Source organism: Aurantimonas sp. DM33-3, assembly GCF_014334315.1.
Classification (GTDB): Bacteria; Pseudomonadota; Alphaproteobacteria; order Rhizobiales; family Rhizobiaceae; genus Aurantimonas; species Aurantimonas coralicida.
On sequence record NZ_JACSGS010000005.1, the window covers coordinates 282,377 to 298,093 of the forward strand.

The window sequence follows — 15,717 nt, forward strand, 5'->3', positions numbered from 1 at the left end:
CCTAGTCTTCCGCCTCGGCGCGGACCATTTCCAGCTCCAGCCAGTCGTCCTCGGCCTTGGCGAGCGCCGCCCGGTCCTTGACGATCCCGGCGGCCAGCCTGGCGAAGCGGTCCGGGTTCTTGGTGAACAGGGCGGGGTCGGCGATCTCGGCTTCGGCCTTGGCGATCGCCGCTTCCAGCTTGGCGATCTCCTTGGGCAGGTTCTCGAGCGCGAATTTCTGCTTGAAGGACAGCTTGGACGATCCGCCCTTGCCGGCGCCGCCCCCGGAGGCGCCTGACGTGCCGCCGCCACTCTTGCCGGCACCGTTCTTCGCGCCGCCCTTGTCGGACGGCTTGCCGGCGGAGCCCACAGCCTTGGCCGCGTCGCGGCGCTGGGCGACCATGTCGCTGTAGCCGCCGGCATATTCCAGCCAGTGGCCGTTGCCGTCGGGCGAGATGACGCTGGTCACAGTGCGGTCGAGGAAGTCGCGGTCGTGGCTGACGAGGAGCACGGTGCCGGGATAATTGGCGATCAGCTCCTCGAGGAGATCCAGCGTCTCCATGTCGAGGTCGTTGGTCGGCTCGTCGAGGACGAGGAAGTTCGCGGGCGTCGCCAGCGTCTTGGCCAGCAGCAGGCGCGCCCGTTCGCCGCCGGACAGCTTGCCCGCCGGGGTGCGGATCTGCTCGGGCGTGAACAGGAAGTCGCGCAGATAGCCGACCACATGGCGCGGCTCGCCATTGACCATCACCTGGTCGCCACGGCCGTCGGTGATCGCGTCCTGCACCGACAGATCGTCGGCCAGCGCCGCGCGCTTCTGGTCGAGGAAGGCGAGGTCGAGATTGGTGCCGAGCTTCACCCGGCCGGAATCCGGCTTCAGCTCGCCGATCAACATCTTCAGGAGCGTCGTCTTGCCGACGCCGTTCGGGCCGACGAAGCCGACGCGGTCGCCCCGGGCGATGCGGGTGGAGAAATCGTCGACCAGCGTGCGACCGTCATAGGCCTTCGACACGTTGAAGGCCTCGATCACCAGCTTGCCGCTCTCGCGCGTGGCGCTGGCCTCCATCGACACCTGGCCGATGGCGCGGCGGGTGTCGTGGCGCTGCTGGCGCAGATCGTGAAGGGCCCCGAGCCGGCGCATGTTGCGAGTGCGCCGCGCGCTCACGCCATAGCGCAGCCAGTGCTCTTCGCGCACGATCTTGCGGTCGAGCTTCTGCAGGTCGCGCTCTTCCTCTTCCAGCACCTTGTCGCGCCACGCCTCGAAGGATCCGAAGCCCTGGTCGAGGCGCTTGGCTGCGCCGCGGTCGATCCAGACGGTGGAGCGGGTGACGCGTTCCAGGAAGCGGCGGTCATGGCTGATCACCACGACGGCGCTCTTCATCTGGCGCACCTCGTCTTCCAGCCATTCGATGGTCGGCAGGTCGAGATGGTTGGTCGGCTCGTCGAGCAGCACGATATCCGGCTCGGGCGCCAGGGTGCGCGCCAGAGCGGCGCGGCGGGCTTCGCCGCCCGACAGGTGATGCGGCTCCATGTCTTCGGTCAGGCCCAAGGCGTCGAGGCACATGGTGACCCGGTAGGGATCGTCGGCGGGCCCGAGACCCGAGGCGACATAGGCGCCGACCGTCTTGAAGTCGCCGAAATCCGGCTCCTGCGGCAGGTAGCGCAGGGTGGTGCCGGGCTTCAGGAAGACTTCGCCGCCGTCGGGCTCGACCTGTCCGGCGGCGATCTTCATCAGGGTCGACTTGCCCGAGCCGTTGCGGCCGACCAGCGCGATGCGCTCGCCGGGCAGGACGTTCAGCTCGACGCCGGTCAGGAGCGGCGTGCCGCCGAAGGTGAGGCGGACGCCATCGAGGCGCAATAGGGGAGGGGGTGCCATGGCCGCGTTCTAGCGGGGATGGGCGGGTGGGGGAAGTGGCCTTTCGCCTGTTCGGCGTCTGCTTGTGGGCGGCGTCCGCCGGCCTATTCGGCCGGCGCCACCGTTCCCGCATCCCGGTCTCGACCCCGCTCGCGCTGCGCCGCTTCCGCCTCGGCGATGTCGCGCTGCAGCCGGGCCGACTTTTCTGCGTTCGGCGTCGAGAACCGGCCGAGAATGAGATAGGCGACCGGCGTGACATAAAGCGTCGAGAAGGTCGCAAGGCCGAGCCCGCCGACGATGACATAGCCGAGCGCCACGCGCGCTTCGGCGCCGGCGCCCGAGGCCAGCACCAGCGGCACGCCGCCGACGACGGTGGCGATCATGGTCATCATCACCGGCCGCAGCCTGATCAGCGCCGCCTGCTCCACGGCCTCGCGGACCGACAGACCCTCTTCGCGCAGCTGATTGGCGAATTCGACGATCAGGATGCCGTTCTTGGCCATGATCCCGACCAGGAGCACTAGGCCGATCTGGCTGTAGAGATTGAGGCTCATGCCGAAGAAGTCGAGCGCGAAGATCGCGCAGGCGATGCCCAGCGGCACCGTCGCGATGATGATGAAGGCCGAGACGAAGCTCTCGAACTGCGCCGCCAGCACCAGGATGATGATGACGATGGCGAAGCCGAAGACGAGGGCGAGGCCGCTATTGGTCTCGTTCAGCGTCGCGGCCTCGGCCAGCGGCACGAGGCGCTGATCGGCCGGCAAGATCTCCTCGGCGAAGACCTGCAGATCCGTCCAGCCTTCCTGAATCGAGTAGCTGTCGGGGATCTGCGCCGACAGCGAGACGGCCCGCGAGCGGTTTTCACGGGTCAGCGCCGGGGCGATCGGCTTTTCCTCGACGCTTGCCACCGTCGACATGGGCACGATCCGCCCGTCGCTCGCTTTCAGGAAGATATTGCGCATGTCGTCCGGGTCGTTGACCGGATCGGAGCTGGCGATCAGCCGGATCGGGATCTGCTTGTCCTCGACATAGGTCTGGCCGATCTCGCGGCCGTCGAGCAGCGCCTGCATGGCGGTCGCCAGCCCGTCGATGTCGATGCCGAGGTCGGAGGCCCGGGCGCGGTCGATCACCACCGACAGCTGCGGCTGGGTGGCATCTTCCGACAGGCGCACGTCGCCCCAGCGGCCGTCCGCCTGCATCGCCGCCAGCAGTTCGTCTGCGCTCTCGGCGAGCTCTTCGAAATTCTGGCCGGCGATGGCGAACTGCAGGCCGCGGCCACCCCCGCGAATGCCGAGCGAGTTGGGCTGGATGGCAAAGGCACGCACGCCGGTGATCCGGCGCAGCTTGCCGTTGATCTCGGCGACGATCTCCTGCTGGCTGCGTGCCCGCACCGCCCAGTCCTTCAGCGACACGACGAGGAAGGCCGAATTGGCCGAGCCGCGGCCGGAGATCGCGAAGACATTGTCCGCCTCGCCGTTCTCCACATAGGGAATGACCACGTCCTCGACCCGGCGCAGCTGGGCGTTGGTGTATTCGAGGCTGGCGCCCTGGGGGGCGCTGATGCTCATCAGGACGACGCCGCGGTCCTCGGTCGGCGTCAGCTCCTGCGGCATCTGCAGGAAGGTGAGATAGGCGGCGAAGGAAAAGATGCCGGCGCCGACGACGATCAGCAGCGGGAAGGCGAGGCTGAAACGAAGCGAGACGGCATACATGCCGGCGAGGCGCGCTCCGAACCAGCGCACCGAACGCTGGAACGGGCCGGGCCGACGCTCGGCTTCCCGCGCCTTGAGGAAATACGCCGCCAGCATCGGGCAGAGGGTGAGGGCGATGAAGGAGGAGATCACCACCGCCATCGCCAGAACGAAGCCGAATTCACGGAACAGGCCGCCGGCCTGGCCGGGCAGGAAGGAGATCGGCACGAAGACTGCCGCCAGCGTCGCCGTGGTCGAGATGACCGCGAAGAACACTTCGCGCGTGCCGAGGACGGCAGCCGCCTGCGGACGCGCCCCCATGTCGCGCTGGCGCACGATGTTCTCGAGAACGATGATCGCGTCGTCGACGACCATGCCGGTGGCCAGCACCAGCGCCAGGAGCGTCAGGATGTTGATCGAGAAGCCGACGAGATAGATGAAGGCGACGACGCCGATCAGCGCGATGGGCATCGTGACCGCCGGAATGATCGTCGCGCGGACATTCAGCAGGAACAGGAAGATCACGAAGATCACCACGGCGACCGAGATGCCGAGGGCGATCTCGACCTCGTGGATGGCGCCGTTGATGAAGGTCGCGTCGTCGCTGGTGACGCGCACGGTGACGCCGTCGGGCAGGGTCTCGTTGAGATTGGCGACCTCGGCGCGGATGCCGTCGGAAATGTCGAGCGTGCTCGACCCGGCCTGGCGCACGACGCCCATGCCGACGCCGGTCTCGCCGTTGCGGCGCAGCTGCGATGCGGCGTCATCGGGACCGAAGCGCACGCTGGCGACATCGCCGAGCCGGGTGCGGTCGTCGAGGAAGATGGTCTCGAACTCTTCCGGGGAGGTTACGTTGGCGTCGGCCCGCACGATCAGGTCCTGCGAGGGCGAGCCGAGCGATCCGGCCGGCACGTCGAGCGCCGCGTTCTGCAGCGCCGTCGAAACGTTGCCGAGCGTCAGGCCGCGCGTCGCCAGCTTGTCCGGGTCGACGTCGACATAGATGACTTTCTCGCGCTCGCCGTAGATCTGCAGGTCGGCAACGCCCTCGACGGCGGCGAGCTGATCGGCGATCCGGTCCTCGACCAGCGTCGTCAAATCCTCGATCGACAGGCCGGGCGCGGTGACCGCCAGGCGCATGATCGCCGAGGCGTCGGCGTCGGCCTTGACGATGCGCGGCTCCTCCGCGCCTTCAGGCAGGCTGTTGGCGATGCGGCTGACGGCGTTGCGCACGTCGCTGGCGGCGACGTTCAGATCGGTGGTGTCGGTGAATTCGATCGTCACCCGGCTGTCGCCGAATTCCGACTTCGACGACACCGAGGCGATGCCCGAAACACGCGCCACGGCGCTTTCGATCTCGCTGGTGATCTGCCGGTCGACGGTTTCGGGAGACGCGCCGGGAAAGTCGATGGACACGCTGATGACGGGGCGGTCGACATTCGGCAGTTCGCGCACTTCGATAGCGCCGAAGGCGGCGAGGCCCGCCACCACGATCAGCAGGTTGACCACGATGGTCAGCACCGGCCGGCGGATGAACAGGCTGGTGAAGGCGGTGATGCCGTCGGGCTTGGCAGGCGTGCTCATCAGCGGGCGGCTCCCGCGGAAGCCTGACCGCCGACCTGCGGCGGCTCAGCCGCATTGGCCTGTGCAATGCCGACGAGGCCCAGCGCCGTTGCGCGGTCGTCGCTGCCGGGCTTCGGCGTGGTGCTGGCGGACGGAACCGGCGCGGCAGGCGCGGCGCCGTCCGGCGCGGGGGCGTCATTGATGCTTTCGACGGCGCCGCCTTCGCGGACCGACTGGAGCCCTTCGACCACGACGGAATCGCCGGCGGCGAGATCGTCCGAGGCGACCAGCACACGGTCGATCGTTCGCTCGACGATCCGCACCGATGCCTTCTGCGCCTTGCCGTCGACGATCTTCCAGACGATCGGACCGGTACGCTCCCAGACGACGGAAATCGGATCGACCGACAGGAAGGTCTCGCCTTCCAGCGACAGCGACACGCTGAACGACATGCCCGGACGCAGATCGTCGGAGCCGTTCTCGATCCGGGCTTCGGTGCGCAGGGTGCGGCTCGCCTCGTCGAGCCGGCTGTCGATGGCGGTGATCTCGCCTTCATAGACCGTGTCGGGCCGGGCGGTGGACACCGCCTCGACCGGCGTGCCGATGGCCAGCTGCTGCACGAAGCTTTCCGGCGTGTAGAAGATGACCTTCAGATGCTCGCGGTCGTCCACGGTGGCGATCACCGTATCGGTGGATACCAGATCGCCGCGATCGACGGCGATGATGCCGACCCGTCCGGAGATCGGCGCGCGGATGTCGCGCTTGCCGAGCGCGATCTCGGCGGACCGCAGGTCGAGCCTGGCGTTGTCGCGCTCGCGGGTCACGTCGGTGACCTCGACGGCGCTGAGCGTGTTGGCCCTTTGCAGGCGCTCGAAGCGGGCGACCTTGTCCTCGGCGGCCTCGAGGGCGAGCCGGGCACGATCGACCGCGAGTTCCTCGCTGGCCCGTTCCAGCCGGACCAGAACCGTGCCTTCCTCCACCATGTCGGCAGACTGGACGACGACTTCCTCGATGATGCCGGCGGTGTTGTCGGGATGGACGACCACCGAACGGGCGGCTTCGCCGGTGCCGATGGACCGCATGCGGGTCCGCGTGGAGCCCGTCGTCACCGGTGCGGAGACGACCATCGTCGCCCCACCGCCGCGGCGACGCCCGCCGGAGCGCTGACCCTCGCCGCTGGCGATCTCCGGGGCGGATTCGCCGGCTTCCGGAGCGATCCACAGAATGGCCGAGCGCAGCGGATCGGGCAGGGGCAGATCCGAGGCGAGCAGGGAACGCCCCGCCGACGGGTCGAACTTGATGTAGGCCGCACCCGCAACGGCCAGCACCAGGATCGTGACGAAGATCTGCTTCAGGAAACCCATGGGATCGCTTGTACTCGTAAGGATTGCGCGAGGTCCGGCCGCCGTGGCCGATGCTGCCAGTATAGGAGAGATTTCGGCGGTTTGCGGCTGGATTTGTTACGAACTGTAATTCAGCCGTAACAACGCGATCACAAGCGTGGCACTTCGGCACGGGTAGCCTCTCCTGCACCGACCGCCCAACGAAAAAGGGCCCGCCTTTCGGCGAGCCCCTTCGATGCGTGCAGTCGGATGTCGCTTAGTTTGCGACGGCCGGTGCCTCCGACGTCGAGGCGTCGTTGCCCATCATGCCGCCGTTCTGAATCCGCATGGTCTCGCGGTTGTCGGCGTAGGTGTCGGCGTTGTACTCCGGCGCGTTCTCGAGCTGCTCCTCGGTGAACTGCGTGTAGAGATACATCGAGCCGTTGGCGTCCTGCATGAACTGCAGGTTGTCCATGGCCACGGCCACCGGCTTCTCGCCAATGCCCAGGAAGCCACCGACATCGACGATCACGGCGTCGACCGAACCTTCGGCGTTGAGGGCGATGTCACCGATGTCGCCAACGGTGGAGTCATCGGGACCGTAGACGGTCGTGCCCATCAGGTTGTCGGCGGTCAGCTGAGCCGAGTCGGTGACCGGCGTCATCTGCGAACGCTCGGACGAACCACCGACCGAAGCGGTCGTGTCGTTCTCGGCGGTGGAGTTCGCCGCCATGCCCGTGCCGGCTGCCGTACCGGTCGCCGTCACGACACCGTCCGTCGCGGCCATGTTGTCGGCCGGCTGCTCGGTGGTCTCGGCCGCATCGGCAACGCGCTCGGTCGGCTCATCGGTCGGAGCTTCGGCCGTCGGCGTCATCTCGCCTTCGTTCTCGGCCGTCATCTCGGACGGACGCTCGTCCTCGAAGGAGGAGGCCTGCTCGAGTTCCTCGCGGGTCGCGGAGGCTACGATGCGAACCTCGTCACCGTCAGCGCGGGTCATCTCGAGACGGTCGAACGGAACGGCGACGTCCTTCTCGCCGATGCCGAGGAAGCCACCGACGCCCACGACGCCTGCTTCGACCTGACCGGACGACGAGACAACGAGATCACCGATGTCGCCGAGGCTTTCGGCATCCTCACCCGGGCCAGAATAGACCGACGCGCCGATGAGGTTCTCGCTGAGATACTGGTCGGCACCGACGGTGCTCGGATACTCGCCCTGACCGGCGGCAGCGGTCTCGACCGGCTGGGAAGCCGTCTCCGAGGTCGCGGAACCGGCAGCCATCGTGTTGGTCTCGGCGGCATCATCCGCTGCGACCGGCGCCGCCGGTGCGGCAGCCGTCTCGGTCTGCGGCGTGGAAGCAGTCCCCGTACCCATGGCGTCGCCGCTCATGCCGGAATCGGTTGCAGCAGCCTGCTGCTCGTCCGGCATGGTGAACTCGGGAGCCTGCGCCAGCTGATCGGCACCGGCGCTCAGAACGGCGCGGACATCGTCCTCATCCGTCATGGACCAGGAGATCTGGTCGAACGGGATGGCGACGCGGCGCGATTCGTCGTTCACGGTCGCATCGACGACCGCTGCGACGACCTTGCCGTCACTGCCGACCAGGAAGTTCTCGATCTCGCCGATCGATTCTGCATCCTCGGCGTCGCTCGCGTAGATGGTCTTGCCGTTCAGCTCCGACGCCAGATACTGGTCGGCGGAGAGATTGCGGAGATAATTGCCGGACTGGGCGGCCGTGGCGGTCGCGTTGGCATCGGCGGATGCTTCGACCTTGGCCGGGGCCGTGGTCTCTGCGGTCGTGGCGGCGTCCTGCGCATAGGCACTCGTTGCGATAACGGATGCGAGAGCGGTAGTGGCAAGCAACGTGCGGATCATGATAAGACCTCCTGGTCTATTGTTTCCGATAGGCGACTGCCGCGCGGCATGGTGTCGTGGAAAACATGTGTCGCGCGGCATCTGGGAGAGGAAGAACTGAGCGGCCGTAAGGTTCCGGTTCTCTTCCTCTTTTTTGCCATCCAGCGCAGCCGATCTGCGCCGGACGCATGCTTGTGTCCTGCTTCAGGCAAACACCAGCACGCCGAACAGCAGCATGAGCAGCAGGCCCACCAGCACGATGAAGATCAGGATCTTCGCGATGCCGGCAGAGGCCCCGGCGACGCCGCGAAAGCCGAGAAGGCTGGCGACGGCGGCGACGATGAGCAGAATGACGATCCATTCGATCATGGTAGTCTCCTAGTGAGGGCGCGGGGGAACCGGCGCCTGGCGTTTGTATGGGGGGCGAACGCCCCATCGTCCCGGTGGTTCCGATCGGCAACTATCGATGGATGCGATTGGTCGTGTCTGGCGGACGTGGCGATGCTACAGGGGCGGCCTAGTTAGTCGTCCGCTGCCCAGGCTCCCGCAATACGCGTTCCGGATCACCCCCCATGAAGATTCTCGCTCTCCTCAACCGCGACGGCGGCAGTCTGAAGACAACCGATCTCGGACAACTCACGACATTGATGCAGGACGAGTTCCGGATGCACGGCCACGAGCTGACCGTGGACGACTGCTCGGGGGACGAGATTGTCGCCGCCATCGGAAAGGCGGCCGAGCGCGAGGATATCGACGTTCTCCTCGTCGGCGGCGGCGACGGCACCGTCTCGGCGGCGGCCACGGCGCTGGCGAACGGGCGCATTGCCCTCGGCATCCTGCCGGCCGGCACGATGAACCTCTTCGCCCGCACGCTGCAGATTCCGCTGCCGCTGGATCAGGCGGTGGCCGCGCTCGCCTCGGGTGTCATCACGCCGGTCGACATCGCCTCGGTCAACGGCACGCCCTTCGTGCACCAATATGCCGTGGGCCTGCATGCCCGTATGGTGCGCATGCGCAAGAAGATCTCCTACGCCTCGCGCCTCGGCAAGATGATGGCGACGACCCGCGCCGTGTTCATGGCGCTGCGGCGCTTCCCGGTGGTCGAGCTGGAACTGGAAATCGACGGCGTCATGCAGCGGATCGCCAGCCCGGCGATCGCCATCTCCAACAATCTCTACGGCGACGGCCATATTCCCTATGCCGACGATCCCAGGGGCGGCGAGCTCGGCATCTATATCTGCATCGACCGCGACCTGCGTTCGGTCCTGAAGGTCGCCGTGGACATCATGCTGGGAACCTGGCGCCAGAACCGGAGCCTGAAGGTGACCTCCGCGCACGAGGTCCGGATTTTCTACCGGGGGCGCCACCACCGCAACCGGGCGGTCAGGGACGGCGAACTGGTCGATATCGAGCCGGAAATGACCGTGACGCTGACCCCGAAGGGGCTGAACGTCCTCGCCCCGAGCGACGCGACCTATCTGCGCTGACAACGCAAGAAGGGGCGCAGCCCGGCTGCGCCCCATCTCAAATCTGCTGTCGTGTCGCTGCGGCTGCGGCGATCCTCAGTGTCAGACCTTGGACGGTCCGGTATCGTCCGGCGCCTGGGCATCCGAGCGCTCGTCGGGATCGAAGCCTGCCGCATCGAGCGAGCCGTAGCTGTGGCCGCCGCTCGCCAGCATGTTCAGCGCTTCGTTGACCTGCTCGCGCATCGGATCGAACTCGTCGGCGAGATCGATGTTTTCGCGGGTGCCCAGACGCTGGGCGATCGCGTGCAGGCGGGCTTCGCGTTCCTCGATCGGCATCTGGGTGTTGTTGAGCAGGTCGCTGATCTCGTCCTGCGAGATCGGCTGGGCGATGCCGGGCTGGTCGGCGTCGCCGCCTGGCTCCTGATCGACCGCGATCACTTCACTCTGCGGATGTTCGTTCGGATCGGGCATGGCACCTCTCCCTGTGTTGGGCGTCCATGACGGACGCCGATATGCGAAATTACTGGGCGCTCTCGGACTCGGGCGCGGCCGTGTCGGAATCCTGCGGCGTTGCAAGTCCGCTGCCGTCGGTCGTCGGCGCCTCGGCCGGCTTTTCGATGGCCTCGCCTTCGACGGCGACATCCTCGTCGGGCATCGTCCAGGCGTAGATGCCGAGACCGGCAAAGACCACGGCGCACAGAGCAAGGCCGGCGACAAGGATCATCAGCACCGGTGTGCCCTTTTCGCCCTGACGGGCGCGATCGGGATCGATATTGGACATATGGGTTCCTCCGGACGAACCCGCCGCGTCTGGCGGCCGGTGGCGTCGATTGTTGTCAGTCGGCGAGAAGCGTCTCGATCCGGTCGATCGGATGATTGGTCAGCGTCTTGGGCACTTCACCGACGATCCGGTCCTGGACTTCCTTGTGCAGTTCCTGGCGCAGTTCGCCGAGAACCCTCGGGGGAGCGACGAGGACGAGCTTCTCGAAGCGGTTCTTGTGGGCCATGCGATAGAGGATATCGCTGAGGTCCTTGGCGAACCGGTCTTCGGCGAGCTGATGCCAGTCGGTCTCCGCCACGGACGAGCGATGCGCCGATCCCTGGTCGCCCATCCGCCCGGGGCGGTCGGTACCCTGCTCGCGGTCCGGCGGATTGTCCTGTTCCTCGACGCGGCGCACCGCGAAGTTGCGAAGTTCGTCGTCGCCCTCGTTGCAGAGGAACAGGGCCTTTTGCCCGTCGGCGACGAGAATCCATGTGTCGTGGTCGATGGTCGGAGCCGTCATGGGAACACCTCGTTTCGTTCGGGACCGCGATGAGGAGGAGGTTCGGCGCGACCGGACCGCGGGCGCGCCGAACGTCTCAGTCGTAGCGGCCGTCGCGTTTGTAGGCGGCGATCGCCCGCCACACGCCCCAGCCGCCGGCGGCGATCATGGGCAGGATGAGCAGGCCCTTCTTGCGCTTCACCGTGCCGAGGATCAGCGGCAGGTTGGAGACGGCGGCAACGCCGGCGATGGACGCGATGTCACGCTGCAGCCGATCGTCCGCCCGTTTCTTCGGCGGACGCCGGGCGATGATGACCGCGATGTAGGTCAGGATCACCAGTACCAGGAACACGCCGGCGAAACCGAGTGCAGCCGGAAGCGGGCCGAAGATCTGGGCGAGGTAGACGAACAGCGCCAGAAGCAGCGACATCGCCATCCCGAGGGCGAAGACGGCCATCACGACATAGAGCGCGACGACCCGCTTCATCCGCGCGAGGAAGACGCCCGCCTCGCCGGTGATCAGCTTCGTAACTAGCTGAGAGAGCATGATCAGCGGCGGAAGATGCGCGCGTAGAGATAGCCGGCGGCCGCGGCGATCAGGACGCTCTTGATCGGCTCGGCCCGGACGCGCTCGCTCAGCTGCTCTTCCAGGTCGGACGCTGCGTCCTGGGCCTGCTGGATGTAGCGCTCGCCGCGCTCGCGCACGTCGTCACGCAGGGCGAACACGTTGCGACGGGCATCGTCGGCCTGGTTGGAGGCCAGCGACTTCAGCGCATCGGTCACGCCGGCGAGATCCTTGCGGAGATGATCGATCTGGGTTTCCAAATCCGCCTTGTCCTCAGCGGTGGAAGCGCCCCCCGGAGTGCCGCCGGACTGGAAATTGTGGGGGGTGGTGTCGGAAACCATGCTGAACCTCATTCGAAATGAAACTGACGATCCGGTTGTCTCCTCCATTCGGAGGTGAGCGATCCGGTTCTGACTGAAACTGTTTCGAGGGCTTGGGGTTCCCGGTTTCGCGAGGGTTTTCTCGCGATGCAGCGCGGCGCCGCGCTGTTTGCTGACGTGGGCCTCAGGCGGCGGGCGCGACGCCGATGATCTGGGAGGAGATCGAGTCCGGCCCGTATTCGCCGTCACCCTCAATGCCGAGAAGCTCGCCGATGCGGGTCCGGGCCCGCGACACGCGGCTCTTGATGGTGCCGACGGCGCATTTGCAGATTTCGGCGGCTTCTTCATAGGAGAAGCCGGATGCGCCGATCAGGATCAGGGCTTCGCGCTGATCGTCGGGCAGCATGTCGAGCGCCTTGCGGAAATCCTGCAGGTCCAGATGGCCGTGCTGCTCGGGATGGCCCGCCAGCTGCATGGCGTGGATGCCGTCGACGTCCTGAACCTCGCGGCCCTTCTTGCGCATCTGCGTGTAGAACTCGTTGCGCAGGATGGTGAACAGCCAGGCCTTGAGGTTGGTACCGGGCTGGAAGGTGTGCTGCTTGTCCCACGCCTTGACGAGGGTCTCCTGCACGAGGTCGTCGGCGCGGTCGAACGACCCGGCGAGCGACGCCGCGAAAGCACGCAGATTCGGGATGATGGCGATCAGATCGCTACGGAAATCCGTCTGTTCTGTCATGGGAGCCTACTTGCTGCCCGCCTTGGACGACGACTCGGCGGCATCCAGCGCATCCAGCAGCGACAGGAAGCGGTCGGGGACCGGCTCGCTCGCGACATCGTCGTAATAGGCCTTCAGACGCTTGCCGATGGCGGACTGGACGCCGTTGTCCGACGAGCGCTCCGATCGCTGTGCGTGGGAAGTCTGCATGCTCTCGTCCTTGCTCTTCCGGTCGTCCATCACGCGTCTCGAAGCACGGTTACGGCAGTCCCGGAGCGCGGCGCTCTGTTCGAATTCGCGTGTCTGGCGTTCGGCATGATGTGCATTCGTAGCTCGCATTGCTTCCAGTCGAGGTCGGAATATAGACGCAGACATCGGCGCCTCAAGTCCAAGGCGATTTTTGCCCTGGAATCCAAGCGCCGAGGTTTCCATCCGACTTCAACATCCCATCTGAAAGGGCTGGGAGGCGGATCCGGTTCCCGGTCACGGAACTTTATTTCGACAAGGACGTTTCCGAGCGCATTGTGAACGTGTTTGTCTCGATCGACTCGAGGGGTTTTTATATGTCGATGTCATCCCGCATAGCGCCGCATATTCCGTATCTTCGGCGCTATTCCCGGGCTTTGAGTGGCTCGCAGGCGAGCGGCGACGCTTATGTGGCTGCGGTTCTGGAAGCGCTGATCGCCGATCCGAGCCTGTTCTCGGACGACCAGACGCCGCGCATCTCGCTCTACAAGCTGTTTTCCTCCCTTTGGCAGTCCGTCGAAGTGAACATCCGCGAGGATGCGCCGACCTCGGCCTGGGAAGAGAAGGCGTCGCATAATCTGAAGGCGATCTCGCCGCTGCCGCGGCAGGCCTTCCTGCTCGTCGCCGTCGAGGGCTTCACCTCGGAGGAAGCCGCAACGATCCTGAGCATCGACGAGACGCGCTTTTCCGAGCTGATCGATCAGGCCAGCACCGATATCGGCCGCCAGGTTTCGACCGAGATCATGATCATCGAGGACGAGCCGCTGATCGCGATGGACATCGAGCAGATGGTCGAAAGCCTCGGTCATGCGGTCACGGGCATCGCCCGGACCCACAAGGAAGCGATCGAGCTCTTCGACAAGCAGCGGCCTGGCATGGTGCTGGCCGACATCCAGCTCGCCGACGGCAGCTCGGGCATCGACGCGGTCAACGACATCCTGAACAAGGTGTCGGTGCCGGTGATCTTCATCACCGCCTTCCCGGAGCGGCTGCTGACGGGTGAACGCCCGGAGCCGACCTTCCTGGTGACCAAGCCGTTCAATCCCGACATGGTCAAGGCGCTGATCAGCCAGGCGCTGTTCTTCGAGACCGACAAGAAGGCGGCGGCCTGACGGACGTCGCCTGTTGTCCCCGGCGCGGAGCGTGTCGACCCGTGATGGGCCGGACGCGACCCGCCGGGAGCACTTTGCTTGCGGTGCCGCGGTGGCATCGCCCGACACCGGGCGCCGGTCGCCGCGGTCCGGACGGGGCAGGGCGTCGTCGAGGAAGGGCGGTCGTTTCGCAGGGCGAGGCGGCAACCCGAATGGTGGCGGACACGCTCCGTTGTATTCGTGTCGATTGAGCATACGATGTTGGTGAACAAGGTCTTGCGGGCATTGGCGAATACGGAGGTGTCCGTCTTCGCCCAGGATTGTGATCTGCGCTATGCGTGGGTCTACAATGCCGGCGAGTCTTGGCTAGCCCTGGCGGTCGAAGGCATGGCCGATCGCGACATCCTGCCGGCCGGCGCGGCCGAACGCTCCGAAAAGCTCAAGCAGGACGTCATCGACACCCGCAAGCCTGCCCGGTTCGAGCTGTCGACGATCAAGGGCGCCTCGGTGCGCTGGTTCGACATCCGCATCGACGTCGACGAGAACGAAGCCGGTGAGGTCTGCGGCATTATCGGCACGTCGGTGGAGATCACCGAGCAGAAACGCCGCGAAGACACGCTCAAGACGTTGCTGCGCGAGCTGTCGCACCGCTCCAAGAATCTCCTGGCCATCATCCAGAGCCTGGCGAGCCAGACCGCGCGCCATTCCGTCACCGTTCCCGAGTTCCTCGTCCGCTTCCGCGGCCGTATCCAGTCGCTGGCCTCCTCGCAGGACATCGTCACCGACGCCGACTGGCGCGGCGCCGACCTGATGAGCCTCGTGCGGATGCAGGTCGAGCGCTATGCGCCGGACGGAATGGACCAGATCGCGGTGGACGCGCTCGACGTCTACCTGTCGCCGACGGCGTCGCTCCATGTCGGGCTGGCGCTGCACGAACTGGCGGTGAATGCGGCCTCCTACGGATCGCTGTCGGTCCCCGGCGGCTCCGTCTCGATCCGTGCCAGCTTCGACTGGCGGGGCGACGATCAGGTGATCGTCTTCGTCTGGCAGGAGCGCAACGGGCCGCGGGTGCGGCTGGAGCGCGACCCGCGCTTCGGCACCTCGACGCTCGAGCGCATCGTTCCGAACGCCGTCGGCGGCGAAGCGAGGCTCGAATATCTCCCCGACGGGATCCGCTACACGCTGGTCATTCCGGCGGCGCAGTACGAGATCACCTCCAACGGCCGGCGCGATTCCGCCTGACGCCGGTTTCGTAAGCGCGCCGTAACGTAAGCTTCGGGACACGGCCCCGTGATCATGTAGTTCCGGAAAAATCGCGATCCGAACCTACCGCTGTGGAACCTCTCTGCCGAAGGCCCGTTGTAGAGCCAAAGGAGAGGTTCGATGGAACACGTTGCTGCTTTCATGCTGCTGGTCGGATGTTCAGGCGATGCTTCCGTCTGCAAGGAAATTCCGGTTCCCGTCCCCGCATACGAAACCGTTGCCGAATGCCAGCAGGATCTGGGTCTGCAGATCCGCCTGAGCGGTTCGGAACAGCGCAAGGTCTACGGCGCCTGCAAGGCTGTCGACGAAGAAGTCTTCGAGCAGTCCGCGTCCATCGACTGGGCGGTTAGCCGGGACGGTCAGCTTCTGATCACCTTCGATGCCGAGCCGCAGATGGTCGCCTCGCGCTAAGAGCCCGTCCGGAAAGGGTTGAATGGCCGGGATGGCGATGATTCCAGAAGGTGTCTGAAGCCTGATCTGGAAGAGCCATGTGGACCCCGACCACTCGTGCGGAGCATAACCGCGATCAC

At 66.1% G+C, this 15,717-nt stretch carries 16 protein-coding genes; 4 read left to right on the top strand and 12 right to left on the bottom strand.

Features of this window, described 5'->3' with window-relative positions:
- Position 1: 1 nt before the first annotated feature.
- The 5 genes from H9Q09_RS09835 to H9Q09_RS09855 all read right to left on the bottom strand — a co-directional run bounded on the left by H9Q09_RS09835 (position 2) and on the right by H9Q09_RS09855 (position 8,628).
- Complete coding sequence (locus tag H9Q09_RS09835; protein ID WP_187390860.1) at positions 2 to 1,852, bottom strand: ABC-F family ATP-binding cassette domain-containing protein; 1,851 nt, start codon at positions 1,850 to 1,852, stop codon at positions 2 to 4.
- An 83-nt stretch (positions 1,853 to 1,935) separates the two neighbouring features.
- Positions 1,936 to 5,103: an efflux RND transporter permease subunit gene (locus H9Q09_RS09840; protein ID WP_187390861.1), complete on the bottom strand. Its 3,168-nt coding sequence runs from the start codon at positions 5,101 to 5,103 to the stop codon at positions 1,936 to 1,938.
- A complete protein-coding gene (locus tag H9Q09_RS09845) occupies positions 5,103 to 6,446 on the bottom strand; it encodes an efflux RND transporter periplasmic adaptor subunit (protein WP_187390862.1) in 1,344 nt (447 codons plus the stop codon). The genes H9Q09_RS09840 and H9Q09_RS09845 overlap by 1 nt, the downstream gene beginning before the upstream one ends.
- Before the next feature lie 235 nt (positions 6,447 to 6,681).
- Positions 6,682 to 8,280, bottom strand: coding sequence for a PRC-barrel domain-containing protein (locus H9Q09_RS09850; protein ID WP_187390863.1), 1,599 nt, complete (start codon positions 8,278 to 8,280; stop codon positions 6,682 to 6,684).
- 183 nt (positions 8,281 to 8,463) lie between these two features.
- A complete protein-coding gene (locus tag H9Q09_RS09855) occupies positions 8,464 to 8,628 on the bottom strand; it encodes a DUF1328 domain-containing protein (protein ID WP_024350361.1) in 165 nt (54 codons plus the stop codon).
- Between the two features lie 203 nt (positions 8,629 to 8,831).
- Here H9Q09_RS09855 and H9Q09_RS09860 point away from each other — a divergent pair, with 203 nt between their 5' ends.
- Complete coding sequence (locus H9Q09_RS09860) at positions 8,832 to 9,746, top strand: diacylglycerol kinase family protein (RefSeq protein ID WP_024350362.1); 915 nt, start codon at positions 8,832 to 8,834, stop codon at positions 9,744 to 9,746.
- A gap of 81 nt (positions 9,747 to 9,827) precedes the next feature.
- Here the strand turns inward: H9Q09_RS09860 and H9Q09_RS09865 are convergent, their stop codons facing one another.
- The 7 genes from H9Q09_RS09865 to H9Q09_RS09895 form a co-directional block, all read right to left on the bottom strand.
- Positions 9,828 to 10,196: a hypothetical protein gene (locus tag H9Q09_RS09865; protein WP_024350363.1), complete on the bottom strand. Its 369-nt coding sequence runs from the start codon at positions 10,194 to 10,196 to the stop codon at positions 9,828 to 9,830.
- A gap of 49 nt (positions 10,197 to 10,245) precedes the next feature.
- Entirely contained in the window at positions 10,246 to 10,506 is a 261-nt protein-coding gene (locus H9Q09_RS09870; protein ID WP_187390864.1) for a hypothetical protein, read from the bottom strand.
- Positions 10,507 to 10,561: 55 nt separating this feature from the next.
- Positions 10,562 to 11,008: a host attachment family protein gene (locus tag H9Q09_RS09875; RefSeq protein ID WP_024350365.1), complete on the bottom strand. Its 447-nt coding sequence runs from the start codon at positions 11,006 to 11,008 to the stop codon at positions 10,562 to 10,564.
- Between the two features lie 76 nt (positions 11,009 to 11,084).
- Positions 11,085 to 11,534, bottom strand: coding sequence for a hypothetical protein (locus H9Q09_RS09880; RefSeq protein ID WP_187390865.1), 450 nt, complete (start codon positions 11,532 to 11,534; stop codon positions 11,085 to 11,087).
- 2 nt (positions 11,535 to 11,536) lie between these two features.
- Positions 11,537 to 11,893 (bottom strand): hypothetical protein, encoded by a 357-nt coding sequence (locus H9Q09_RS09885; protein ID WP_230784647.1) that lies wholly within the window; start codon positions 11,891 to 11,893, stop codon positions 11,537 to 11,539.
- 163 nt (positions 11,894 to 12,056) lie between these two features.
- Positions 12,057 to 12,608 carry a sigma-70 family RNA polymerase sigma factor gene (locus H9Q09_RS09890; protein ID WP_009210302.1) on the bottom strand — a complete coding sequence of 184 codons (552 nt, stop codon included), beginning with the start codon at positions 12,606 to 12,608 and terminating at the stop codon, positions 12,057 to 12,059.
- A 6-nt stretch (positions 12,609 to 12,614) separates the two neighbouring features.
- Positions 12,615 to 12,797, bottom strand: a complete 183-nt coding sequence (locus tag H9Q09_RS09895) for a NepR family anti-sigma factor (RefSeq protein ID WP_155898450.1) — start codon at positions 12,795 to 12,797, stop codon at positions 12,615 to 12,617.
- 353 nt (positions 12,798 to 13,150) lie between these two features.
- Here H9Q09_RS09895 and H9Q09_RS09900 point away from each other — a divergent pair, with 353 nt between their 5' ends.
- From H9Q09_RS09900 to H9Q09_RS09910, 3 genes are all read left to right on the top strand, one after another.
- Positions 13,151 to 13,945 carry a response regulator gene (locus H9Q09_RS09900; protein ID WP_009210301.1) on the top strand — a complete coding sequence of 265 codons (795 nt, stop codon included), beginning with the start codon at positions 13,151 to 13,153 and terminating at the stop codon, positions 13,943 to 13,945.
- Positions 13,946 to 14,209: 264 nt separating this feature from the next.
- Positions 14,210 to 15,166 carry a PAS domain-containing sensor histidine kinase gene (locus H9Q09_RS09905; RefSeq protein WP_230784646.1) on the top strand — a complete coding sequence of 319 codons (957 nt, stop codon included), beginning with the start codon at positions 14,210 to 14,212 and terminating at the stop codon, positions 15,164 to 15,166.
- A 141-nt stretch (positions 15,167 to 15,307) separates the two neighbouring features.
- Entirely contained in the window at positions 15,308 to 15,598 is a 291-nt protein-coding gene (locus H9Q09_RS09910; RefSeq protein ID WP_040325820.1) for a hypothetical protein, read from the top strand.
- Positions 15,599 to 15,717 lie beyond the last annotated feature (119 nt).